Origin of the sequence: Flavobacterium cheonhonense, from assembly GCF_035671315.1 — a bacterium.
Lineage (GTDB): Bacteria > Bacteroidota > Bacteroidia > Flavobacteriales > Flavobacteriaceae > Flavobacterium > Flavobacterium cheonhonense.
The window spans coordinates 55,471-80,620 of record NZ_JAXAVY010000001.1 but is presented as its reverse complement, the minus strand read 5'-3'; the positions used below and the strand labels follow the sequence as shown (position 1 = coordinate 80,620).

Genomic DNA, 25,150 nt, shown 5'->3' with positions numbered 1-25,150 from the left:
CGGTGTAAATATTTAATTCAAAAATACAGTATTTTATGGTTAGTAAAAACCAAATAAAATTAATTACCGGTTTGCAACAAAAAAAATACCGAAACGAGCATCAGCTGTTTTTGGCTGAAGGCGTAAAAGTAATACAGGAATTGTTGCAATCAAATATCGTGCTCGACCATTTATTTGAGACCGAAAGTGTTTTTGAAACAGTGCCTACAGCGCAAAAAACTTTGATTAAAGAAGCTGATATGAAACGCATGTCTGCGCTTAGCACACCAAGTTCTTGTTTGGCAGTTTTTCATATTCCTGCTCCTAAGCCTATAGTTTCAGAGGGTTTGATTGTAGCTTTGGATGATATCAGGGATCCGGGCAATTTGGGAACCATCATTCGTTTGTGCGATTGGTTTGGCGTTACCCAATTGTTGTGCTCGAAGGAAACGGTCGACTTATACAATCCGAAAGTGATTCAGGCGACTATGGGTTCTGTGAGTCGCGTTCAGGTAAATTATGTTGACTTAGCCACTTTCATCTCGGAAACAACTTTACCTGTTTTCGGAACTTTTATGGATGGGAAAAACATCTACAAAGAGTCTTTGCCTTCGGAAGGGATTTTGATTTTCGGAAACGAAGCCAACGGTATTTCTCCGGCTTTGGAACAAAAGATAAAAAATCGAATCGCCATCCCAAGATTCGGCAATCTGCAACAAACGGAAAGCTTGAATGTAGCCACTGCTACAGCAATTTTTTTAAGCGAGTTCAGAAGAAATTCTTAGTGGAACGTAAAGTTGATTAATACCGCTCGGGTTTTCAGCGATTCGATATTGCCCGTCCACGGACTGTTCGGGTCGTCATCGCGAATCAATTCATCGCCAAATCCGAATACACCACGAATCGAAGGAGAGAATTTGAAGTATTCAAAATACAAATCGATACCAAATCCAAACGTATAATTATTGGTCCAAGGTTGTACTCTGAATTTTTGTTCGGAGTTGTCGTCTTTCGATTTAGAATTGCTGGATAAGTTTAAAGTCGCGCCTACACCGCCTAATAAATAAGGTCTAACATTACCGGTGCGCAACGAGGAAAATTTCAGCATCAACGGAAAATCAATATACGTGGCTTTTACTTCACGAATGGCATCTCGGTCATTGGTAAATCCGGGATAGGTTAGGGTACGACTGGCGTAATACAATCCGGGTTCAAAGCGCAATTCAACGTATTCATGAAGGCGTAAGGCACCAACCAAACCTACGTTAAATCCGCTGTTGCCTTTTACATTAATGTCTTGTCCAGGAACTTTATAATCGGTTTTAAAATCGAAAGTACTAAAGCCTAAAAAGTAACCCCAATACACGCGCTGCTTGTCAAAGTTCTCCAAATTGATGATAGGATCTTTTGAAAAAGTACTTTTCCCAAATTGCGCTTGGGAAACGGAGGAGATAAGTAAAAATAGGACAATTAACTTCTTCATGCTTTGGCTAAAGTACATATTTTATTTTTTGGTCGCGGTATAAATGGTGGCCACGCCAAAAGTTTGCGGCATGGCTTTACAGTCTATAAACGAAACTTTTCTTAAAATATTGTTTAGTGCTTCGCCAAACGGGAAATGGCTTGCCGATTCCGACAAATAACCATAAGCGTTATTGTCTTTAGAAAACAACTTGCCCACTAAAGGCAAAATTACTTTAGTGTGGAAAGCATAGCCTTGTTTGAAAGGGAATTTTGTCGGTACCGAAGTTTCTAAAATCACAAAAAGACCACCCGGTTTTAACACGCGGTAAATTTCTGCCAAACCTTTCTCTAAAGTTTCAAAATTACGAATACCGAAAGAAACGGTAATGGCATCGAAATGATTGTCGGGATACGGAATGTTTTCGCTGTCGCCCACGACCATTTCTATTTTATCGGCTAAATTTTTGTCGAGTATTTTTTTCTTGCCAATATTTAACATACCCACCGATAAATCCAACCCTATAATTTTTTCAGCAGCTGTAGCCTCAGCCATCATAATGGCTAAATCTCCGGTTCCGGTGGCAATGTCAAGGGCAATTTTTGGATTATGAGCTTTGACTAAGGCAATGACTTTTTTACGCCATTTCATATCAATTCCTAAAGAAATTACACGGTTCAAACCATCGTATTCTCCTGAAATGTTGTCAAACATTTGGGTTACCTGTTCTTTTTTCCCTAAAGTAGATTCTTTGTAAGGAGTGATTTGCTTTGACATGGTTGCAATTTTCTGCAAATATACGCTATTAAAGTGCAGAGTTGCAAAGTTCCTTAGGGTCAAAGTTTTGAAAAAAGTTTTCGCCGGCTACGGTTGTTAGAGGTTACTTTCTCAAGTAGGTTTGAAAAGTAAAGGCGAAGTCGTGTCGTTCGTCTTTAGGATGGTATTCTTCGAAAACCAATTGCCATTCAGAAAGGTCAACCTCCGGGAAATATGTGTCCGCTTCGAAAGTGGCGTGGACTTTAGTCAAGTCGAGTTTGTCCGCCACCGCAATGGATTGACGGTAAATTTCTCCACCACCAATAATGAAAACTTCTTCTGTTTTCGGACAAGCTTCTATGGCTTGCTCGAGTGAGTTTACCACTATACAACCTTCCGGGTGGTAGTTGGCTTGGCGCGAAATGATAACGTGGGTACGGTTGGGTAAGGGTTTCGGAAAACTTTCAAATGTTTTTCGTCCCATAATAATGTAATGTCCCGAAGTTAGGGTTTTGAATCTCTTAAAATCATCGGGTAAATGCCAAAGCAGTTGGTTTTCTTTTCCCAGTGCATTGTTTTCCGCCACCGCGGCTATTACTGTAATCATTATAGGTTGGATTTGGCGTTTTCTAAGTCGTTTTTAAGTTGTTCTATTTTTTTGGTTTGTTTGAGCATGAGTTTGTCTATTTGGGCGCGTTCCCAATTTTTATTCATAAAACTGTCGGTAATCAACACTTTGATAACGTGAAAAACAAACAAACAACACCACAAACTAGCTACCCAAATCCACCAATTGGTTTCATCGTGATAGGAAAGGATATGGTTTGCCGCAAACAAAAACACACAGCCAATTACAAAAACTATAAAATGCTGGAACAATCGCTTTTTTTGTTGGATACGATTGCGTGCATATTCGTATAATTCGTGTTGGTTGGGCTCCATAAGACGAAATTTATGGTTTAAAGGTAAAATTTATTTTCAAAACAGTGAAATCTGTTTTTAAGATAATGTATTACGAAACCGATTTCTTAACAGCAGATGTAAAATTAAAGGCTATGGAAATTGTAAATCTTCTTTTAAACAGGCGCTCTTTTTGGTAATGTCGTAAAAATAAAAAGGCTTGTAAAAGCTACTCTAAAATCGCTTTACTTTGCTACAGTAATCTATAAATGAAATAGTTATGGCTATTAAAAAGCAAGTTATTAAGACGAAACCGGTTGTAAAAGTTACATTTTCAATCGAAGCTAAAGAAGCCAATGCGGCTGCAGTGGTTGGTGATTTCAATAATTGGAATCCGGCTGAAGGAGAGTTGTCTAAATTGAAAAACGGCACTTTCAAAGCAACTTTTGATTTACCCAAAGACAACACTTTTGAGTTTAAATATTTAGTGGATGGTTCCTATGTGAATGATCCTGAGGCTGACCGTTATGCATACAACGAGTTTGCCGGTTCAGAAAATAGTGTTTTGGCACTATAGGTTTTAGTTTTGGTTAGAAAAAAATCCGTCTCGAAACCGAGACGGATTTTTTGTTTTATACCGCTACTTGTCCTTTGATATGCGGATGCGGATCATAGTCGACTAAGGTGAAATCCTCAAAAGTAAAATCGAAGATATTTTTTATTTCCGGATTTAAAATCATTTTCGGTAAAGGTCTTGGTTCACGTGACAATTGCAATTCGACTTGTTCGAAATGGTTGTTGTAAATGTGTGCGTCGCCAAACGTATGAATGAAGTCGCCCACCTGTAAATCACAAACTTGAGCAATCATCATGGTAAACAAGGCATAGGAAGCAATATTGAACGGAACGCCTAAGAAAATATCAGCGCTTCTTTGGTAGAGTTGACAAGACAATTTGCCGTTGGCTACATAAAACTGAAAAAAGGCGTGGCATGGCGGTAAAGCCGCCTTTCCGTTGGCTACGTTTTCGGCAAACGATTTGGATGTATCCGGTAACACCGATGGATTCCAAGCCGAAACCAACATGCGTCGGCTGTTTGGATTGGTTTTTAAAGTTTCGATTAATTCTGTGATTTGGTCGATTTCTTCACTGTTCCAATTGCGCCATTGGTGGCCGTAAACCGGACCTAAATCGCCGTTTTCATCAGCCCATTCATCCCAAATTTTAACGCCGTTTTCTTTTAAATAACCTATGTTAGTATCGCCTTTTAAAAACCAAAGCAATTCGTAAATAATCGATTTTAAATGCAGTTTTTTGGTAGTTACCATAGGGAAGCCTTCGCTCAAATCAAATCGCATTTGATAGCCGAATACACTTTTGGTTCCGGTTCCGGTTCGGTCTCCTTTTTGACAACCGTTTTCTAAAACGTGTCGCATTAAATCGTGGTACTGCTTCATTGGGTTGTAAGTTTTATGTTGTAAGTTCTAGGGTTTAAATTGTGTAGCATACAAATTATAACCTACAACTTTTTACGATTCTCTTTTTGAAATTTCGTCTCTTATTTTGGCCGCTTTTTCGTAATCTTCGTCTTGAACGGCTTTCTCTAAAGCTTCGTGCAATTCGGTCAGACTCATGCTGACATAAGCGTCACCTGCATTGCCATCGCTGTCTAGTCCGAAAGTTTCCGGAGTAGACAATACACCATCATCATCTGCATTTTGATTGTCGATGTCGGCCGGATTGGTGTTGAGGTAAATGCCGGCTTTGTCCAAAATGTTTTTGTAGGTAAAAATCGGAGCGTTGAATCGCAGTGCCAAGGCAATGGCATCTGATGTTCTGGCGTCGATAATTTCCTCTATTTTATCGCGTTCGCAAATGATACTCGAGTAGAAAACACCATCAACCAATTTGTGGATGATGACTTGTTTCACGACAATGTCAAAGCGGTCAGCAAAACTTTTGAACAAGTCGTGCGTTAACGGACGTGGTGGTTTGATTTCTTTTTCTAAGGCGATGGCAATAGATTGTGCTTCGAAAGCACCTATGACAATAGGGAGTTTTCTTTCGCCGTCTACTTCATTAAGAATTAGGGCGTAAGCACCGTTTTGTGTTTGGCTGTATGATATTCCTTTGATAGTTAGTTTTACTAAACTCATTTAGATTTTAGATTGCTGATTTTAGATTTTAGATTTCAGATTGAATATTTAGGAAATCAAGTTTCCCGACATTCAATACAAATCCTTCATAGCCCTGACAGGAGTGAAAATCCTTTTTTTGTGTACTCGGTACTTGACGAAAAATCAAAACGTGAACGAACAAAAAAAGATTGAAACGTATGGCAGGAATACGGACTGCAAAGTAACAAAAACTTTTCGCTTCTTAAAATCAGAAGCATAAAAAAAGAGCCGCTGAAATTTGTTTTCAACGACTCTTTGTTAAGTATCTGTAAAAGCTTATGCGTTTTGTGCTTTGAAGGCTGCCAGCTTTTCTGTTAAGCGAGGTAAAATATCGAAAGCATCACCTACAATTCCGTAGTCCGCTACTTTAAAGAACGGCGCTTCGGCATCGCTGTTGATGACTACTTTTACTTTGGAAGAGTTGATTCCGGCGATGTGCTGGATCGCTCCTGAGATACCCACGGCGATATACAAATTGGTAGCTACCGGTTTTCCGGTTTGGCCTACGTGCTCACTGTGAGGTCTCCAACCCAAATCGGATACCGGTTTAGAACAAGCGGTGGCAGCGCCTAAAACTGAGGCTAAATCTTCCAATATACCCCAATTTTCAGGACCTTTTAATCCACGACCTCCCGAAACTACTACATCAGCATCGGCGATGGTTACTTTTCCGGTTGCTTTTTCTACTGAAGCTACTTTTACGTTGAAATCGGCTTCGTTTAAGCTTGGTGCGAAATCTTCTTCCGTAGTTGAAGCAGCACTTTCAAAAACCCCGTAAGAGTTTTTGGCCAAGCTCAATACTTTGACATCGGTAGCAATTTCTGTGATGTTGAAGGCTTTGTTAGAAAAAGCTGTTCTCTTTACTTGGAAAGGTGAAGTACTTATTGGTAATCCAACAACGTTAGAAGCAAATCCGGCTTCTAAGCCAACGGCTACCAATGGTGCCATGTACAAACTGTCGGTAGTAGATGATAATAAAATTACTTTGGCGCCTTCTTTTTGAGCGGCTTGTTTCACAACATCTGCGTAGGCTTTGGCGTTAAAGTTGCCCAATTTATCATTGGTTACTTTTAATACTTTGTCAACACCGTATTTGGATAAATCCGATACGTTTCCGGCGTTTACCGTTACAGCTGTAACAGTGGTGCCTAATGATTCGGCTACTTTTTTGGCATACGACGCTAATTCAAAAGCTACTTTTTTGAATTTTCCGTCGGCCGATTCTGCATATATTAATAATGACATGATTTTTTTGTTTTAAGTTGTACGTTCTAAGTTGTAGGTTAAAAACTGCCTACTGAGACTGAACACTGAATACTAAATTACCTTTGCTTCGTTGTGTAAGGCGTTGATTAAGCCGTCTAAATCGTCCGCAGCAAATAATTTTACAGCCGATTTCGGAGCCGGTTTTTCAAATTTTACCGCTTTGGTATTGTTGTTAGCGCTTACCGGTTCTAATACAGTTAACACTTTGGTTCTGGCGGTCATGATTCCGCGCATGTTTGGAATGCGTAAGTCTTTCTCTTCAACCAATCCTTTTTGACCTCCGATTACTAATGGCAATGAAGCTGAAATAGTTTCTTTTCCGCCGTCGATTTCACGAGCCGCTTTGGCTGCACTGCCGTCGATAGTTAATTCGGTACAAGAGTTCACAAAGTTGTAGTCCAACAAACCGGCTAACATCCCCGGAACCATTCCGCCATTGTAATCCAACGATTCTTTACCGCAGATTACCAAGTCGTATTGGCCTTGTTTTACCACTTCGGCTAATTGCTTGGCTACAAAAAATCCGTCGGTAGGGTTAGCGTTTACGCGAATTGCTTCGTTGGCGCCGATGGCTAAAGCTTTTCTCAGAGTTGGCTCTGTATCCGGTCCGCCTACATTAACCACTGTTACATTGGCACCTTGTTGCTCTTGGAACCAAATGGCTCTGGTTAATCCGAACTCGTCGTTAGGGTTGATTACGAATTGTACGCCATTGGTGTCAAATTCCGCATCACCGTTCACAAAGTTAATTTTTGAAGTAGTATCAGGCACGTGACTGATGCAAACTAATATTTTCATTGTTACGTTTATTAAGTGAATTTTTTTTTTGACCGTAAAAGTATAAAATATATTTCTAATTTTTATATGCGCGCATAATATTTTTTCAAATTTCAATCGATTTCGTAGCAGGTTCAAATTGGCTGAGCGAACGATGTATCATTTTAAGCCGTTATTTAACCTACAGAAATGTTTTTTAATCGTATTTAATTTTTATTTTTGCCTTTCAAAATTATAGACAGTAACACAATCCGAAATATGAGAACGATACAATTTAGAGAAGCAGTTGCCGAGGCGATGAGCGAAGAAATGCGTCGCGACGAGTCAGTTTATTTAATGGGTGAGGAAGTAGCCGAATACAACGGTGCTTACAAAGCTTCAAAAGGAATGTTGGATGAGTTCGGTCCGAAAAGAGTGATTGATACCCCGATTGCAGAACTTGGTTTTGCAGGAATTGCCGTGGGTTCAGCGATGAACGGTTGCCGACCGATAGTGGAATTCATGACATTCAATTTCTCTTTGGTTGGGATTGATCAAATTATTAATAACGCGGCCAAAATGCGCCAAATGTCGGCCGGACAGTTTCCAATGCCGATGGTTTTCCGTGGTCCAACAGCTTCTGCGGGACAATTGGGTGCTACACACTCGCAAGCCTTTGAAAATTGGTATGCCAATACGCCTGGATTGAAAGTGGTAGTGCCATCAACACCTTACGATGCTAAAGGTTTATTGAAGTCAGCTATCCGTGATAACGACCCGGTAATCTTTATGGAATCAGAGCAAATGTATGGCGACAAAGGTGAAGTGCCTGAAGAAGAATACACTATTCCGTTAGGCGTTGCCGATGTGAAAAGAGAAGGTACCGATGTCACAATCGTATCGTTTGGTAAAATCATTAAAGAGGCTTTTATTGCTGCTGATGAATTAGCTAAAGATGGTATTTCTTGTGAAATTATCGATTTGAGAACAGTTCGTCCAATGGATTATGATACCATCATCAACTCAGTTAAGAAAACCAATCGTTTGGTAGTTTTGGAAGAAGCTTGGCCTTTTGCCAGCGTTGCTTCTGAAGTGACTTACATGGTTCAGGAAAGAGCTTTTGATTATTTAGATGCGCCTATCCAAAGAATTACAACAGCAGATACACCGGCGCCTTATTCTCCAACTTTGTTGAAAGAATGGTTGCCTAATGCTGATGATGTAATTAAAGCGGTAAAAAAAGTAACGTACAAATAATTTTACAGACTACTAGACCGGCGGAATGTTAGAAAAACTCTAAAATTCCATGAAGTCTGAAATCTAGTAACCTAAATAACTATATTTGAAACTTCATCTGATCAAAGAGATGAAGTTTTTTTTTGCCCATGAAAAAAATATTTACACTAGTTGTTTTGTTGATGGTTTGTAGTCTGTCTGCTCAAACCAAGGTAAGTGGAATTGTTCTCGACAATACCAACCAACCAATACCTTATGCTAATATTGTGTTTAAAGGTTCGCAAGTAGGCGTGGTATCGAATGAAGACGGAAGATTTTATATCGAATCACCTAACAATTACACCGCTATTATCGTTTCGTTTGTAGGTTTTCCAGATAAAGAAGTCAAGTTGCCTAAGTTGGTAAATTACGACTTTAAAGTTGTGTTAACAGAAGGTAACGCCTTGAAAGAAGTTAAGATTTACGCCGGAAAAACATCCAAAAAAGACAATCCTGCGTTAGACATCTTGCGCAAGATTTGGGAACGCCGTCGCAAAAACGGCTTGAAAATGTTCAAGCAATATCAATACGAAAAATACGAGAAAGTAGAGTTTGATATGAATACCATTGACAGTGCTTTCATGAAAAACAAGCTATTCAAAGGCATGGAGTTCGTCTTTAAAAATATCGATACATCCAGCGTTACCGGTAAAACCTATTTACCCATCTTTATCAACGAATCGCTTTCAGATTATTATGGCGATAACGAAGCCAAAAAAACCAAAGAAATTCTCAAAGCCAACAAAAATTCAGGTTTAGGCAACGGCGATGGCGTGAATATGTTTATCAAAGATTTGTACAACGATTTTGATATTTATGATAACTATCTGAATTTCTTCGACAAGAGTTTTGTCAGTCCGTTATCGCGCACCGGAATTGATGTGTATAATTATGTGTTGACCGATACGGCTTACATTGACAACAAATGGTGTTACAACATCGTGTTCTATCCGCGTCGTAAAAATGAGCTGACTTTTAAAGGCGATTTTTGGGTAAACGATTCCACTTTCGCTATCAAAACCATTAACATGGCGGTGACCAAAAGCGCCAACATCAACTGGGTAAAAGACATTTACATCGAACAAGAATTTGAAGTGTTGAACGATTCGGTGTTCTTGCCAACGCGTGATTATATGATGTCGGATTTTGCCCTTCGCAAAAAAGAAGAATCGAAAGGAGTTTACGGAAAAAGGACCACTTTATATCGCAATTTTAAGTTCGATGAAAAGAAACCGGAGAAATTCTACAAAGAAGAAGTCAACTACATAGACAATTCCGTGTATGCCAAGTCCGATGCCTATTGGGAAGAAAATCGTTTTGAGCGACTCAACAAAGATGAGGTTGGAATTTACAAAATGATTGACACCTTAAAAACCGTGAAGCGATTCAAACAAATGTACAGTTTGGTGTCGATTTTAGGTAGCGGTTACATCGAAATTCCGAAATGGAAACTTGATTACGGGCCTATTTTTTCTACCGTAGGTTTCAATGATGTGGAAGGTTGGCGCTTGCGAGCCGGTGGAAGAACTTATTTCGGGCCGAACGATTTATGGCGTATTCAAGCTTATACGGCTTATGGTTTCGATGACAATAAATTCAAATACGGCGTTTCCGGAAAATGGATGGTCGACAAAAAGAACCGAGTAATTATCTCCGGTGGAAACCGAAGAGACGTGGAGCAAATAGGCGCCAGTTTAACTACGACTAATGATGTTTTGGGTAGAAGTTATGCTTCGTCCGGATTGTTTACCACGGCGGCCAACGGCAAGCTGACCAACATCAACTTGAGCACTTTGGCAGTAGAAATGGAACCGGTGAAGAATTTAACCTTCCAATTAGGTTTTTCTTATCGTACACTCGAATCCGCTTCGGATACGTTTAGTCTGAATTATTTTACCGATAACACTTTTACCACTACTGCCAGCGAAGTGAAACAATCGGAGCTGAACTTGCAAGTAGAATATACGCCAAAGCGAAAAACCATTGGTTACGGTGTAGAAAGAAGAGAAGTCGACAGTCCGTACAGCCGTTTCTTTATCAACTATAGTCAAGGTTTTAAAGGTTTAATCGACAGCGATTTCGATTATCAAAAAATCCAATTGTATTATAAACAGCCTGTTGTTATCGGGCCTTTAGGGCGTTCCAATTTCACTATGGAATTAGGAAAAACGTTCGGTCAGGTGCCGCTGGGGTTGATGAGTGTGGTGCCGGGGAATCAAACCTATTTCATTATACAAAATACTTTTAGTAACCTTAATTTCTACGAATTTGTGGCCGATGAATATGCTACTTTGCAATGGGAACATAATTTTAACGGAAAAATTTTCGCTCGAATTCCGGGTATCCGAAAATTAAACCTGAGAGAAATCATTGGCGTAAGAGGTGTTTACGGAACCGTGTCTGATGAAAACAGAGCCATCAATGCCTCGGGCTTAGTGTACCAAGCGCCGGAAAAACCATACTGGGAATACAGTGCGGGAATCGGAAATATTTTCAAAGTATTCCGTTTGGATTTCGCTTGGCGCGCCAATTATCGTGACATTCCGGATACCAACAATTTTACCATCAAAGGATCCTTTGGGTTTTATTTCTAATCATGCAGGAAGCCATTGCTTTTTTGGTTGAGAAGGATGCAGTTTTTAAAGCGCTGCATGTCCAATACGGCAATCCGCTTGTGCCCACCAGACCTGAAGGTTTTCAAACGCTGGTTAAACTGATTTTAGAGCAACAAGTTTCCTTGGAATCTGCCAGGGCTTGTTATGTAAAAATCGAAAATGCTTTGGGCGAAGTCACTCCGCAATTGATTTTGTTAGCTTCTGATGAGGTTTTGCGAGCCTGTGGTGTGAGTCGCCAAAAAAGCAGTTACCTCAAAGCTTTAGCGGAAGCCATTCTGAATAAAGAGTTGGTCTTAGAAACACTTTCAGAAAAACATCCCGACGATGTGAGAACCGAGTTAATCCAAGTCAAAGGCATCGGACATTGGACTATCGATGTGTATTTGATGTTTTGCTTGCAATCGCCCGATATATTTCCGATTGGAGATATTGCTTTAGTGAATACACTAAAAGAATTATTTGGGTGTAAAGACAAAACCGAGATGTTGTCGTTGGCCGAAAGCTGGAAACCGTATCGCAGTATGGCCACTTATTTTTTATGGCATCATTACCTTCAAAAAAGAAACAGGAAGTTTATTTATTAGTGAGGCGATTGATTTTGTCTGTCACCCACCGTTGATTGATCAGTAAGAAACAAAATAATAACGTCAATGAATAAACGGAGTTGAATCGGAGACCGGTATAGATGTAAATTGACATTAAAGTCTGACCCAATAGCACAGCCAAAACTACCAAAAAGGCTTTGTCTCGTTGTGAGTTAAAATCAATCTTCTTCCAATTCAACAAGTGAATCAACAGTTGTACAAAAACTAACAAATAAATTATTCTGAACAGAACTGAAAGACTTTCAAAAAAACCTGTCTTGGGTTTTTCCGGAAAAGGATTAAAATTAGATTTTAATTTACGTAATGCGGTTTTTACTTGTTGGGAAAAGCTTAAGCTTTTAATATAGTTCCATGTCCCTTTTTGATACAGTTTACTATATTCTAAAACACCATTATTTGGTTTTTTTAATTCTTTTGCCTCAATGTATTTGAGGTTTAAATTTTCATCGGCCAAATCGCCGTCAACATTAGTGAAGTCGGTCAAAACTTTTTCATTCCAACTCTTTGAAAAAGCGGAGCCTTGCGATGCGGTAAAATAAAACCCTTTGTTAAAAAGAAGAGCGTTGCGCATTGGCCACGACAATACGATTAAACTAAAGAGTAAACCATGTAATAAGGTTCTCTTAATGTGGTTTTTAAGATGAAATAATAGATAAATGCCTAAAAGAGTAACAACAAAAAATACTGAAACCGGATGACACATTACGGTAATTGCTGCGACTATCGGTACTAAAACATTAGGTGCTTTGTTTTTTTGTAGCTGCATAAACAGTATACTAAGCAGTAAAATCAAAACGGCGGTAAAACTCTCAGAAAGAAAAGTGACGGAATATTTTAGATATTGAGGCTCAATCAGCAACAACAATAAAGCGCCAAAAAAAATCAAAGAGTAATTGTTTTTTCTGTAGAAATAAACAATGGCTGTCACCAGCAAGAAAGTTTCAAACAGTACTTTAAGGATTAATAAGGCTAGAGGATGGGTTGATATGTAGAAAAACAAGGATAAGGTAAATGGCCAAACCGGTGGTCGCCAAGTGGCGGATTCATTGGCAATTGAAGTGCCGTTGTCGGCATAACTCTTAAATTCACTCAGGTTTTTGGCGATTTTAAAATAGTGTCCGGCATCACCGCTTTTTAATATTTTGGTTTCGCTAAAATCACCATTATGAAAAGTATTCCAAAGAAAGTAGCTTTTTATCAGTAGGATAAATCCAATAGTAAGTACAAAAACTAATTTATTTCGACGAATTGCTATCATTAAAAAAGAGTTTTAATTTCCAAAGAGGTTCATCAACCATCTTTGCTATTTGTTTTTTTGCCACCTCAAACGTTTGTTTATCCTCGCAATTTTTTAATATTAGTTAGGTAATGAGCTTGTCTTTGATTTCTTTATGACATACAAATCATAGTTCTTTGTTGTCAAGGATACTATAATCCAGAGCACTTTATTTGTGGGTAAGGCATTAATGTTTTTCAAAAATAGTTTTTTTAAATTACCGTGCAATAATTTGAAATGTCAAACAAAGTTTTAGACCACAAAAAACATGTATACCAATTGAACTAATATTCGTTAGCGATATTGTTTTTATTTGTTAAAGTTTTGTTACTTTTGCGACCGATAAAATTTATAACGAAAATTATATTTATGGAATCAATGATGATTTATGTGCCAATAGTTATGGCGATAATTGGTCTGCTTTTTATGGCAGCAAAAAGAGCTTGGGTTTTGAAGCAAGATGCCGGAGATGGTAAAATGAAAGAGATTTCAGATTACATCTACGAAGGAGCTTTGGCTTTCTTGAAAGCAGAATACAGATTGTTAGCTGTATTTGTATTAATCGCAAGTGCTGTATTGGCAGGAATTTCTTTTGTAGTTCCTACAACGCACATTCTAATTGTAGTTGCTTTTATTTTCGGTGCCTTTTTTTCTGCTTTAGCCGGAAATATGGGGATGAAAATCGCTACTAAAACAAATGTAAGAACAACGCAAGCTGCTCGCTCTAGCTTACCACAAGCATTAAAAGTATCTTTTGGTGGTGGAACCGTAATGGGATTAGGAGTTGCCGGTTTGGCCGTACTTGGTTTGACAGGTTTCTTTATCATTTTCTTCCGTTATTTCATGAATGGTGCATGGACATCTACTGATGATATGACAATCGTTTTAGAAACTTTAGCCGGATTCTCTTTAGGAGCGGAATCAATCGCTTTGTTTGCTCGTGTTGGTGGTGGTATTTATACCAAAGCTGCTGACGTTGGTGCCGACTTAGTAGGTAAAGTTGAAGCAGGAATTCCTGAAGATGATCCTCGTAACCCTGCTACTATCGCTGATAACGTTGGAGATAACGTAGGTGACGTTGCCGGTATGGGTGCCGACTTGTTCGGTTCTTATGTGGCTACAGTATTAGCTGCGATGGTTTTAGGTAACTACGTAATCAAAGATATGGGAGGTAAAATCGAAGACGCTTTCGGTGGTATCGGTCCAATTTTATTGCCAATGGCAATCGCCGGTTTCGGAATCTTATTCTCTATCATCGGAACGATGTTAGTAAAAATATCAAGTGATGACGCTAAAGAAAAACAAGTACAAGGTGCTTTGAATGTTGGAAACTGGGTTTCTATCATTTTAACAGCAGTATCTTGTTTCTTCTTGGTAAAATATTTATTGCCTGAAGTAATGACCATGGAATTCTATGGCGAAGGGGCTCAACAAATTTCTTCAATGAGAGTATTCTATGCAACTATCGTTGGATTGGTTGTTGGTGGTGTAATCTCATCGGTAACAGAATATTATACAGGTTTAGGTACAAAACCGGTTTTGGCTATTGTACAAAAATCTTCAACAGGCGCAGGAACTAACGTAATTGCCGGTTTAGCAACCGGGATGATTTCTACTTTCCCAACCGTATTATTATTTGCTGGTGCAATCTGGGCTTCTTATGCTTTCGCCGGTTTCTACGGTGTGGCTTTAGCAGCTTCTGCTATGATGGCTACAACCGCTATGCAGTTGGCTATCGACGCTTTCGGACCAATTTCTGACAACGCAGGAGGTATCGCTGAAATGAGTGAATTGCCAAAAGAAGTTCGTACTCGTACAGACATCTTGGATTCAGTAGGTAACACTACTGCCGCTACAGGTAAAGGTTTCGCTATTGCTTCTGCAGCATTGACTTCATTGGCTTTATTCGCTGCTTACGTAACATTCACCGGAATTGATGGTATCAACATCTTCAAAGCACCGGTATTAGCAATGTTATTCGTTGGAGGTATGATTCCGGTAGTGTTCTCTGCCTTAGCCATGAACTCTGTGGGTAAAGCGGCTATGGACATGGTGTACGAAGTACGTCGTCAGTTCAAAGAAATTCCGGGTATCATGGAAGGGAAAAACAAACCTGAATATGGTAAATGTGTTGAGATTTCTACTAAAGCAGCTTTAAGAGAAATGATGTTACCGGGAGTATTAACTATTGGTTTCCCTATTGCCATTGTTTTGGTGGGTAAATTAGTTTACGGTGATAACAACCAATTAATTGCTGAAATGTTAGGTGGTTACATGGCCGGAGTAACGGTGTCAGGTGTGCTTTGGGCAGTGTTCCAAAACAACGCCGGAGGTGCTTGGGATAACGCTAAAAAATCTTTCGAAGCGGGTGTTGAAATCAACGGAGAAATGACTTATAAAGGTTCTGATGCGCACAAAGCAGCGGTAACCGGAGATACTGTTGGTGATCCATTCAAAGATACTTCAGGTCCGTCAATGAACATCTTAATCAAATTAACTTGTTTGATCGGATTGGTAATTGCTCCAATCTTAGGAGGTCATGAAGCCGGTGCTGAAACCAAGAAAATGGAATGCACTATGGAGATGAAGAAAGAGTGTAAAGACGGGATGATCGGCAAATGTGATATGAGCAAATGCAAAGACATGACTAAAGAAGAGTGTGCTAAAATGTGCGATTCTTTAGGTTGTACACCTGACCAAAAAGAAGCTTGTTTATCACACTACGGTGCAGACGGTAAATTTATTGCTGATAAAAAGGCTGATTGTTGTGCTAAACCTGGAACTTCAACTACTACAAAAGATGTAAGAGTAGAAATCACCAACAATAACGGGAAAGCTACTGCAACGGTTACTACTACAGTAGGCGGAACAGCAACTACTCAAAAATTTGAAGGAACTGAAGCTGAAGTTAAAGCCAAAGTAGACGCTTTGAAATAATCTTAAGCTATAAGAAATAAAAAAGCCCCGCATTTGCGGGGCTTTTTTATTGGCTTTTTTTGTTTATTTTTAGCTCAACAAACTACATTTTCATGACATCCAAACTAACTGCCTTTTTACTTCTTTTTGTGACGATAGTGTTTTCACAAAGTTCTTTGCCTTTAATTCCACAGCCAAGTCAAGTTAAAATAGGCAAAGGAAATTTTTTGTTAACTGATAGAACGGTAATTCAGGCCGATGTCAATATGTTTGAAGCACAGTATCTTCAAACTGCTATCAAACAACAAACAGGATTAAATTTGAAAATCGTTCCTGTGTCGAATGGTCCTAAAATTAGTTTTAGTTTTGATTTGGATGCTCCTGCCGCTAGTGGTATTAAAGAACCCTATAATTTATCGGTTTCCGAGAATGCAATAGCTATCAAAGCCGAATATAATACCGGTTTTTTCTACGGCATCCAAACGCTGTTACAACTGATTCCTTCCGAAAATAAGAGTGAAATCAAAATACCGTGTTTACAAATCAATGATTATCCTAAATTCAAATGGCGCGGCATGCACCTCGATTGCGCTCGACATTTCTTTTCCATAGATTTTGTAAAAAAGTATATCGATTATTTGGCGATGTATAAGTTCAATACTTTTCATTGGCATTTAACCGATGATCAAGGTTGGCGTATCGAAATCAAACAATATCCTAAACTTACTGAAGTCGGCGCATGGCGCAACGGTTCGATGGTAGGCCATTACAACCAGCAAAAATACGATACCATTCGCTACGGCGGATTTTACACCCAAGACCAAATCAAAGAAGTAGTGGCTTACGCCCAACAACGCCACATTACCGTGGTGCCCGAAATCGAAATGCCGGGTCATGCCGTAGCGGCTTTGGCAGCCTATCCTCAATATTCTTGTACCGGCGGTCCGTTTGAAGTAGAGAAACAATGGGGTGTTTTAGACGATGTGTTTTGTCCGAAGGAGGAGACCTTCACGTTTCTTGAAAATATTTTATCCGAAGTTATCTCACTTTTTCCTTCTCAATACATCCATATCGGTGGCGATGAATGCCCGAAAACCCGATGGAAAAGTTGCGCTCATTGTCAAGGACTGATAAAAACCAAAGGACTCAAAGATGAACACGAACTGCAAAGTTATTTCATCCAAAGAATGGAAAAGTTTGTCAACAGCAAAGGCCGAAAAATCATCGGTTGGGATGAAATTCTCGAAGGTGGTTTGGCGCCAAATGCTGCAGTAATGAGTTGGCGTGGTACCGAAGGCGGCATCGCAGCGGCCAAAGAAAAACACTACGTGGTCATGACACCCGGATCGCATTGTTATTTCGACCATTACCAAGGCAATCCGCAAAACGAACCTTTAGCCATTGGCGGCTATACTCCGGTGGAAAAGGTGTATGCTTTTAATCCGATTCCGAAAGAACTATCTCCGGAAGAATCCAAATACATTTTAGGGGCACAAGCCAATTTGTGGACGGAATACATTACGTCGCCTGAACAAGTCGAATACATGATTTTCCCTCGCATGATGGCGCTATCTGAAGTTGTTTGGGGCACTTCCAAATCGGAACAATACCCCGATTTTGTGAAACGAATGATACAACATTTCAAAAGACTGGATCAAAAAGGCATCAACTACAGTAAGGCACTTTTCGAAATTACGACTGAGGTCATGCCGAGACCGGGCGGAAATGGTGTACTGTATCTGTTAAAAACCAATCAGTCCACTAACGGAATTCGCTATACTATTGATGGAACGCAGCCTACAGCACAATCAAAACCCTATGACCAACCGTTAGAAATTACAAAATCGCAAACCATTAAAGCGACTTATTTCGAAAATGGTGTGGCCAAGAGTAATATCGCCGAACAATCATTTCATATTCATAAAGCGGTGAGCCAATTGGTGTCACTTCAAAACCAACCTAGCGGAAATTATGCCAAAGGCGGTGGATTTACCTTAGTAGACGGCATCAAAGGAGATAAAGCCAAGTTCGGTCAGCATTGGCTGGGTTTCTCAGGAACTGATTTAATAGCTACTATCGATTTGGGCAGTAAACAAAAAATCAATCACTTAAGTATCGGATTGTTGAGCAGTCCTTCGTCGTGGATTTATTTTCCCAAAAAAGTGACGTTCCAAGTTTCGGAAGATATGCTGCAATTTGAAACCGTCGGCACTTTTTCCTTCGAAGAAATTCAGCAATCCAATGGTCAAGTCGAAATTAAATGCAATCATAAAAACATTCAATTTGTAAAAGTCACAGTCGAAAACTTCGGTATTATACCCGACGGCCAACCCGGTGCCGGAAATAAAGCGTGGCTTTTTGCAGATGAAATAACCGTCGAATAAACATGAGCAATCGCAGAAATTTTCTCAAAACAGCTGCCGCAGGTTCCGTAGCCTTGGCCCTGCAATCGTTTACTTCGAAAGAAGATAATTCGGTAAAACCCAACGGTAAAATCAATAAGCCAATCGTGATTTCCACATGGAACTTCGGCGTGCAAGCCAATGGTGCCGCGTGGGAAATTTTAAAGAATAACGGTCGCGCTCTCGATGCCGTAGAAGCTGGGGTTAAAATTCCCGAAGGCGATCCAACGGAGAGAAGTGTCGGTTACGGCGGACGTCCTGACAGAGATGGTAAAGTGACACTGGATGCTTGTATCATGGATGAGTTTTCAAATATCGGTTCGGTAGCCGCTTTGGAACACATCAAACATCCCATTTCTGTGGCGCGCGCTGTTATGGAAAAAACACCGCATGTAATGTTGGTCGGCGATGGCGCACTGCAATTTGCTCTTTCTCAAGGGTTCAAAAAAGAAAATCTCTTAGTAGAAGCTTCCGAAAAAGAGTGGAAGGAATGGCTCAAAACCAGTCAGTACAAACCTATTGCCAATATCGAAAATCATGATACGATTGGGATGATTGCTTTGGATGTTCATGGCAACCTTTCCGGGGCTTGTACTACCAGCGGCATGGCGTTTAAAATGCACGGTCGAGTAGGTGATTCACCCATTATAGGAGCGGGTTTGTATGTTGATAACGAAATCGGAGCCGCAACAGCCACTGGTCACGGAGAAGAAGTCATCCGAATTGCGGGCTGTCATTTGGTAGTCGAGTTGATGAGACAGGGAAAATCCCCGCAACAAGCTTGTGAAGAAGCCATTTCGCGTATTGTAAAACTCACCCAAAATCGTAACAAAAACCTCAAAGATATTCAGGTTGGGTTCATCGCCTTAGACAAAGAAGGTAACTACGGCGCTTATTGTATTCAAGGCGGATTCAACTATGCAGTAAACGATAATTCTGGGAATAAGTTAGTTGACGCAGACTATTTCTTAAAATAAATCGGTGTTAATCTGTGTAATCTGTGGCTAAAAATGCTAATCAAAGTTCCAATATGAAATTAGAAATCGCCTGTTTCAACTTAGATTCAGCTCTAATCGCCCAAGAAAATGGTGCCGATAGAGTAGAGCTTTGTGCCGGAATTGACATAGGAGGTGTCACACCCAATTTTGGAACCGTAAAGCAAGCCCGAAAAAATTTAAGCATCGATTTGTACGTTATGATTCGCCCACGAGGCGGGAATTTCGTTTATACTGATGAAGAATTTCAGCAAATACAAGCCGATATTGTTGCTTTAAAACAGTTGAATGTTGACGGTTTTGTATTCGGAATTTTGAAAGAAGACCAAACCATTAATTATGAGCAAAATAAAGTATTAGTCGAGTTGGCCAAACCTTTTCCTTGTACGTTTCACCGCGCTTTTGATGAGGTAGAAAATGCTTTTGAAGCTTTGGAAGACATTATTACTTGTGGATTCAAAACTATTTTAACGTCCGGTCAAAAAACCAATGTGAGTGAAGGAATGCATCGCCTGGAAGAATTAGTTTCCAAAGCTGATAACCGAATCACCATCATGCCCGGCGGTGGTTTACGTTCGACTAATATCAAAACGATTCAGCAAAATACTAAAGCGATTTTTTATCATTCTTCGGCTATAACCGATGGAAGTGAAACCGCTAACGCCATCGAAATTCAGACTTTAAAATCAAATCTTCAATGAACTTAAATGTCTTATATGGTTCAAATTATAAGCTGCGTTTGTTGCTTTTGTTATTGTGGTTTTCAACAGTAACTTTGGCGCAAAACAGCGCGCGCAATTTAGGTAAGGAACCATGGAATTTCAGAAAAGGAAATGACAATCAATGGTTTCCGGCCAAAGTTCCCGGAACGGTGCACACCGATTTGTTGGCTAACAAACTCATTCCGGATCCGTTTATCGGTGCCAATGAAAAACAATTGCAATGGATTGAAAACGAAGATTGGCAGTACCAAACAACTTTTACTATTTCTAAAGCAGAACTGAAACATCAAAATGCAATTTTACATTTCGATGGCTTAGATACTTTTGCCGAAGTTTATCTGAACGGCACCAAAATCCTCTCTGCCGACAACATGTTCCGCACTTGGAAAGGCGACGTTAAAAGAGTGCTGAAAGTGGGGCAGAATAAACTTCAAATCACTTTTGCTTCTGCAGTTAAAAAAGGAAAGGAAGAAGCCAAAAAGCTACCGTATACTTTACCGGGGGATGAAAAAGTGTTTACCCGAAAAGCGCAATATCATTTCGGTTGGGATTGGGGACCGCGATTTGTTACAGCCGGAATTTATAAGAAAGTTGTGCTTCGTTTTTGGGACAATGCTATTCTATCGCAAGTCAAGACTAATCAGGATTTGACGGATAAAACATTGGCGAAAGTGGTGTTTTCTGTCGATATCAACACCAACAAAGTTGGGCAATACCAATTAAAAATCAACGATAAAACGGAGGAAATCCAACTTCAAAAAGGCCAAAATACTTTGTCATTCTTCTACGAAATCAAAAACCCAAAATTGTGGTGGCCGAATGGTTTGGGCGAAGCCCATTTGTATCCGTTCGATATTCATTTAATCAAAGACATGCAAGTAATCGATTCCCAAAAAGTGACTCTCGGTTTGCGAACGATTGAACTGGTTCAGGAAAAGGATGATATTGGAAAAAGTTTTTATTTTAAAGTGAATGGCCAACCGGTGTATATGAAAGGCGCTAATGTCATACCGCCCGATAGTTTTTTGCCTCGTGTAAGCGATTCGGTGTACCAATCCATCGTCAAAAATGCGGTCGATGCGAATATGAATATGTTGCGGGTTTGGGGCGGCGGAGTCTATGCGGATGACGCTTTTTACGAAGCCTGTGATAAAAACGGCATTTTAGTGTGGCAGGATTTTATGTTTGCTTGCGCCATGTATCCCGGTGATGAAGCCTTTTTAGAGAATGTCAAACAAGAAGTCGTCGACAATGTCACCCGTTTGCAAAACCATCCGAGTATTGCGCTTTGGTGTGGTAATAACGAAAATGACGAAGGCTGGCACAATTGGGGTTGGCAGAAGCAATATAAATATTCCGAAGCCGATTCGACTAAAATCTGGAACGATTATCAAAAGCTGTTTCACGACTTAATCCCAAAAACTTTAGACAGTTTATTGCCCAAGAATGAAAACCGCTATTGGCCGTCTTCTCCATCCATTGGTTGGGGCAGAAAAGAAAGCTTGTTGAGTGGTGATGCGCATTATTGGGGTGTTTGGTGGGGTTTGGAACCGTTTGAAATGTATGAAATGAAAGTCGGACGATTTATGAGCGAATACGGTTTTCAAGGCCTGCCGGAGAAGAAAACGTTTTTGGCTTTTGCCAAAAGTGACGAACTTAACTTTGACTCAGAAGCGGTTAAAAATCACCAAAAGCATCCAACGGGTTACCAAACCATCAACGAGTACATGGCGAGAGATTATCAAGTACCAACCAATTTTGAAGACTTCATTTATGTGTCGCAATTGCTGCAAGCCGAAGGCATGAAAACGGCTATTGAAGCGCATCGCCGGGCAAAGCCCAATTGTATGGGAACGCTTTTTTGGCAACTCAACGATTGTTGGCCGGTGACTTCCTGGAGTTCGGTAGATTATTACGGTAGATGGAAAGCATTTCAATACGAGGCGAAGCGGAGTTTTAATCCTATACTGGTTGATATTACTGCAAATGAAGTGAATTATGAAGTCAGAGTAATCAACGACGAGCCGATACCGCATCACATTACTTTAGTGGAAGAAGTAATGGATTTTAACGGGAATCCTATTGACGGATACGAAGTAGAGTTTGATATTGAAGCCAATTCGAATGAAGTACTTTCAGCTACTCCTAAAGAGAATTATAGGGCTAAAAATCTTCGTCAAATGTTGATTTCCGTGACTTGTACAACAGCTACGGGTAAAACGTCAAAAGGCTTATATTATTTTGTCAAACCCAAAGATTTGCAATTGACCAAGCCGAATATTCAAATCAGTAAAATTGACGACTTCACTTATGAGATTACTTCGGATGTATTAGCCAAAAATGTTTATTTGTCTTCGGAAGAAGATACCTTTTTCAGTGATAATTATTTTGATATTTTGCCAAGACAGAAAGTGACAATTAAGTTGACGAAACCGGTAAAAGCCATTCGTGTAACATCGCTTTTTGAGGTTATGAAACACTAAACTTTGCAAAAGACAAAACCTTTTTAGCCCCGATAGAAATGAAAATCTCGTCTTTTGGGACGAGATTGTAATGTATAGCGGGAAAACGGTCCCGAAACTTCGGGAGCAAAAATGCCCGAAACTTTCGCTCCTAAATATTAAAACAAACCGTTGATCTCAGCGTCAATACGGTTGATAATCATTCCTAAATCTTCCGGATTGTTTACAAAATCTACGTTGTCAACATCAATAATTAATAGTTTTCCTTTGTCGTAGGTGGTAATCCAAGCTTCGTAGCGCTCGTTTAATCGGCTCAAATAGTCAATGGAAATGGTGTTTTCGTAATCGCGACCTCGTTTGTGGATTTGCGAAACCAAATTCGGAATCGAACTTCTCAAATAAATCAACAAATCCGGCGCACCTACCAAACCTTCCATCAATTCGAAAAGCGAAGTATAGTTTTGGAAATCGCGGTTGGTCATTAAACCCATAGCATGCAAGTTGGGTGCGAAAATGTGCGCATCTTCATAAATCGTACGATCTTGAATGATGTTTTTACCGCTTTCGCGAATTTGCAACACCTGACGGAAGCGCGAATTCAAGAAATAGATTTGCAGGTTGAACGACCAACGCTCCATTTGATGATAGAAATCATCCAAATACGGATTGTCTACCACGTCTTCAAAATGAGGTTCCCATTTGAAATGTTTGGCTAAAAATCGGGTTAACGTTGTTTTTCCTGCTCCTATGTTTCCGGCTACCGCTATGTGCATTATGGTAATTTTATTTTATACTTCTTAAGTTGTTGGTCGGTAAAAATAGCTAAAATTTGGTCTTTGAAATAAAAATTAGGTAACGATTTCTCAACAATTTGAATTTCGAAAACCGATTTGGTTTTGGTACTCAAACAGTAAAGCACGTTGTCTTTTACAAACAACAAGGTTTGAGCGTCAATAATTTGGAGGTTTTCAAACGGCGGAATGTTGGCCAATAAGGTTACTTTCCCGAATATATCAATGCTGTACCAGTTGTTTACTTCGTCTATCCAATAAAAATGATTGAAGTCGGATTGCGTGAACTTGATGTTTTCTTGGATGGGATTTCCGATGTTTTTAGACGTGTTTTTTAAATAATCGAACAACATGATTTGTTGGGTCAAGGCGTTGTAAATCCAAAACTGATTTTGAGAAGCCATCCCGATTTTAGACGCAAAAATAGTGTTGTCAATATCGAAGAGATTCAGCTTTTGGATTTCATTCAGTTGGTTGTCGAGTAAAATAACCGTGTTGAAGTCTTCGTAAAACAACACAATTTTCAACGGATTGATAATGTCTACAGCACTAATTTTTCCCAAAGCTACGTTTTTGTATTCCCATGTTTCGGTTTCGCTTTGCTTGATGAACACGTTGTTTTTGACAAAATATTCATTACCCAAACCGTCAAAGCCTTTAAAAACTTTATCGGTCAAGGTTTGTGTTTGTAGCAATTTGGTTTCCAAACGTGAGTTTTGGGCTAAAACGTTGGAAAACAAGAGCACTGTGAGCAATGAAAAAAGTAGCTTATTCATCTAGCTAAGATAAATTATTGAGGCTGATTTTTCCAAGATAAAACTGATTTTTTAACATAACATTGGTAACAGTTTACAAATTGATTCGTCATATTTGTTATCAAAACCTAAAAACAATGAAAAAAATAGTATTCGCTTCGTATTTTCTTTTTTCTTATTTAGCCTCGCACGCCCAAAAAGATTTCCAAGGAATGGCAGTGTATGAATCCAAAACCAGTACGGCAGATTTCAAATCCCGTTTTGAAGGCAACCGCGAAATCACGCCCGAAATGCAAAAAATGATTGAAGAGCGCATGAAGAAAATGTTTGAGAAAACGTTTTTTCTGAATTTCGATAAGTCGGCTTCCATCTATAAAGAAGAAGAAAAACTCGACACTCCGGGTCAAGGCGGCGGCGGATTCCGTATGATGAGCTCCATGATGGGCGGCGGCGGAACTTACTATAAAAACGTAAAGGAAAAAATTTATAAAGTCGACAAAGAATTCATGGGCAAAGAGTTTTTGGTGAAAGATTCTTTAAAGACTTACAATTGGCAAATGACCGGAGAAACCCGTGTAATTGGTGGTTACAATTGTTTCAAAGCGACTGCCGTAATTCCGGCCAGTAAAACCGATTTCCGAAACTTCCGTCCAAAAAAGGAAGAAGAAAAGAAAGACGATAAAGCGAAAGAAGAAGCCAAAGAAGGTGCAAAAACCAGCTTCATGGATCAAATAGAAATGCCGAAAGAGATTACCATTACAGCTTGGTATACCCCTGAAATTCCGGTAAACCAAGGTCCGGAAGGGTATTGGGGATTACCCGGATTAATCTTAGAAGTCAACGATGGTAAAACGACCATTTTGTGTTCTAAAGTGGTTTTGAATCCCAAAGAAAAAGCCGATATCAAAGCACCTGCCGCCGGCAAAGAAGTGTCTCAAAAAGAATACGATGAAATTGTCATCAAGAAAATGGAAGAAATGAGCGAAATGGGTGGCCGAGGCGGATTCCAAATGAGAATGAATCGTTAATCAAAATAAAGT

General features: G+C 39.6%; 22 protein-coding genes. 11 read left to right on the top strand and 11 right to left on the bottom strand.

Features of this window, described 5'->3' with window-relative positions:
- The first annotated feature begins 35 nt into the window (after positions 1-35).
- Positions 36-764, top strand: a complete 729-nt coding sequence (locus tag SK086_RS00365) for a TrmH family RNA methyltransferase (RefSeq protein ID WP_324688861.1) — start codon at positions 36-38, stop codon at positions 762-764.
- Here the strand turns inward: SK086_RS00365 and porT are convergent.
- From porT to SK086_RS00345, 4 genes are all read right to left on the bottom strand, one after another.
- A complete protein-coding gene (gene porT, locus SK086_RS00360; protein WP_290875192.1) occupies positions 761-1,462 on the bottom strand; it encodes a type IX secretion/gliding motility protein PorT/SprT in 702 nt (233 codons plus the stop codon). The two genes, SK086_RS00365 and porT, sit on opposite strands and share 4 nt — an antisense overlap.
- 21 nt (positions 1,463-1,483) lie before the next feature.
- Complete coding sequence (gene ubiE, locus SK086_RS00355) at positions 1,484-2,218, bottom strand: bifunctional demethylmenaquinone methyltransferase/2-methoxy-6-polyprenyl-1,4-benzoquinol methylase UbiE (RefSeq protein ID WP_324688858.1); 735 nt, start codon at positions 2,216-2,218, stop codon at positions 1,484-1,486.
- A 103-nt stretch (positions 2,219-2,321) separates the two neighbouring features.
- Positions 2,322-2,804 carry a dihydrofolate reductase gene (locus tag SK086_RS00350; protein ID WP_324688856.1) on the bottom strand — a complete coding sequence of 161 codons (483 nt, stop codon included), beginning with the start codon at positions 2,802-2,804 and terminating at the stop codon, positions 2,322-2,324.
- A complete protein-coding gene (locus SK086_RS00345) occupies positions 2,804-3,139 on the bottom strand; it encodes a 2TM domain-containing protein (RefSeq protein ID WP_324688854.1) in 336 nt (111 codons plus the stop codon). The genes SK086_RS00350 and SK086_RS00345 overlap by 1 nt, the downstream gene beginning before the upstream one ends.
- Positions 3,140-3,377: 238 nt before the next feature.
- Here SK086_RS00345 and SK086_RS00340 point away from each other — a divergent pair, with 238 nt between their 5' ends.
- A complete protein-coding gene (locus tag SK086_RS00340; protein ID WP_290875184.1) occupies positions 3,378-3,674 on the top strand; it encodes an isoamylase early set domain-containing protein in 297 nt (98 codons plus the stop codon).
- 55 nt (positions 3,675-3,729) lie between these two features.
- On the opposite strand, the gene SK086_RS00335 is transcribed toward SK086_RS00340, so the two are convergent.
- The 4 genes from SK086_RS00335 to SK086_RS00320 all read right to left on the bottom strand — a co-directional run bounded on the left by SK086_RS00335 (position 3,730) and on the right by SK086_RS00320 (position 7,338).
- The gene (locus SK086_RS00335) at positions 3,730-4,554 is read right to left on the bottom strand and encodes a thymidylate synthase (protein WP_324688851.1); all 825 of its coding nucleotides are present in this window, start codon (positions 4,552-4,554) and stop codon (positions 3,730-3,732) included.
- Positions 4,555-4,626: 72 nt separating this feature from the next.
- On the bottom strand, positions 4,627-5,253 hold the full coding sequence (locus tag SK086_RS00330; protein WP_290875179.1) for a bifunctional nuclease family protein: 627 nt from the start codon (positions 5,251-5,253) through the stop codon (positions 4,627-4,629).
- 297 nt (positions 5,254-5,550) lie between these two features.
- Entirely contained in the window at positions 5,551-6,519 is a 969-nt protein-coding gene (locus SK086_RS00325) for an electron transfer flavoprotein subunit alpha/FixB family protein (protein WP_290875177.1), read from the bottom strand.
- Between the two features lie 72 nt (positions 6,520-6,591).
- Positions 6,592-7,338 carry an electron transfer flavoprotein subunit beta/FixA family protein gene (locus SK086_RS00320; RefSeq protein WP_290875175.1) on the bottom strand — a complete coding sequence of 249 codons (747 nt, stop codon included), beginning with the start codon at positions 7,336-7,338 and terminating at the stop codon, positions 6,592-6,594.
- A 237-nt stretch (positions 7,339-7,575) separates the two neighbouring features.
- Between SK086_RS00320 and SK086_RS00315 the strand changes: the two genes are divergently transcribed.
- The 3 genes from SK086_RS00315 to SK086_RS00305 all read left to right on the top strand — a co-directional run bounded on the left by SK086_RS00315 (position 7,576) and on the right by SK086_RS00305 (position 11,770).
- Entirely contained in the window at positions 7,576-8,553 is a 978-nt protein-coding gene (locus tag SK086_RS00315) for a pyruvate dehydrogenase complex E1 component subunit beta (RefSeq protein ID WP_324688845.1), read from the top strand.
- Positions 8,554-8,681: 128 nt separating this feature from the next.
- Positions 8,682-11,165 carry a DUF5686 and carboxypeptidase-like regulatory domain-containing protein gene (locus SK086_RS00310; RefSeq protein ID WP_324688843.1) on the top strand — a complete coding sequence of 828 codons (2,484 nt, stop codon included), beginning with the start codon at positions 8,682-8,684 and terminating at the stop codon, positions 11,163-11,165.
- Positions 11,166-11,167: 2 nt separating this feature from the next.
- On the top strand, positions 11,168-11,770 hold the full coding sequence (locus SK086_RS00305) for a DNA-3-methyladenine glycosylase family protein (RefSeq protein WP_324688841.1): 603 nt from the start codon (positions 11,168-11,170) through the stop codon (positions 11,768-11,770).
- On the opposite strand, the gene SK086_RS00300 is transcribed toward SK086_RS00305, so the two are convergent.
- Positions 11,760-13,049, bottom strand: a complete 1,290-nt coding sequence (locus tag SK086_RS00300) for a glycosyltransferase family protein (protein WP_324688839.1) — start codon at positions 13,047-13,049, stop codon at positions 11,760-11,762. The genes SK086_RS00305 and SK086_RS00300 overlap by 11 nt on opposite strands.
- A gap of 387 nt (positions 13,050-13,436) precedes the next feature.
- On the opposite strand from SK086_RS00300, the gene SK086_RS00295 reads away from it, so the two are divergent.
- The 5 genes from SK086_RS00295 to SK086_RS00275 all read left to right on the top strand — a co-directional run bounded on the left by SK086_RS00295 (position 13,437) and on the right by SK086_RS00275 (position 22,585).
- Complete coding sequence (locus SK086_RS00295; RefSeq protein WP_324688837.1) at positions 13,437-16,004, top strand: sodium-translocating pyrophosphatase; 2,568 nt, start codon at positions 13,437-13,439, stop codon at positions 16,002-16,004.
- Positions 16,005-16,096: 92 nt separating this feature from the next.
- Positions 16,097-18,367 (top strand): glycoside hydrolase family 20 protein, encoded by a 2,271-nt coding sequence (locus SK086_RS00290; RefSeq protein WP_324688835.1) that lies wholly within the window; start codon positions 16,097-16,099, stop codon positions 18,365-18,367.
- 2 nt (positions 18,368-18,369) lie between these two features.
- Positions 18,370-19,362, top strand: a complete 993-nt coding sequence (locus tag SK086_RS00285; RefSeq protein WP_324688833.1) for an isoaspartyl peptidase/L-asparaginase family protein — start codon at positions 18,370-18,372, stop codon at positions 19,360-19,362.
- A gap of 53 nt (positions 19,363-19,415) precedes the next feature.
- Complete coding sequence (locus tag SK086_RS00280; RefSeq protein ID WP_324688831.1) at positions 19,416-20,081, top strand: copper homeostasis protein CutC; 666 nt, start codon at positions 19,416-19,418, stop codon at positions 20,079-20,081.
- Entirely contained in the window at positions 20,078-22,585 is a 2,508-nt protein-coding gene (locus SK086_RS00275; protein WP_324688829.1) for a beta-mannosidase, read from the top strand. Before SK086_RS00280 ends, SK086_RS00275 begins: the two co-directional genes overlap by 4 nt.
- A gap of 137 nt (positions 22,586-22,722) precedes the next feature.
- On the opposite strand, the gene SK086_RS00270 is transcribed toward SK086_RS00275, so the two are convergent.
- Together SK086_RS00270 and SK086_RS00265 are read right to left on the bottom strand one after the other, a co-directional pair.
- Positions 22,723-23,337 carry a deoxynucleoside kinase gene (locus tag SK086_RS00270; RefSeq protein ID WP_187659548.1) on the bottom strand — a complete coding sequence of 205 codons (615 nt, stop codon included), beginning with the start codon at positions 23,335-23,337 and terminating at the stop codon, positions 22,723-22,725.
- Positions 23,337-24,131, bottom strand: coding sequence for a hypothetical protein (locus SK086_RS00265; protein ID WP_324688825.1), 795 nt, complete (start codon positions 24,129-24,131; stop codon positions 23,337-23,339). Before SK086_RS00265 ends, SK086_RS00270 begins: the two co-directional genes overlap by 1 nt.
- Positions 24,132-24,247: 116 nt before the next feature.
- Between SK086_RS00265 and SK086_RS00260 the strand changes: the two genes are divergently transcribed.
- Positions 24,248-25,138 carry a GLPGLI family protein gene (locus SK086_RS00260; RefSeq protein ID WP_324688822.1) on the top strand — a complete coding sequence of 297 codons (891 nt, stop codon included), beginning with the start codon at positions 24,248-24,250 and terminating at the stop codon, positions 25,136-25,138.
- The last annotated feature ends 12 nt before the right edge of the window (positions 25,139-25,150 follow it).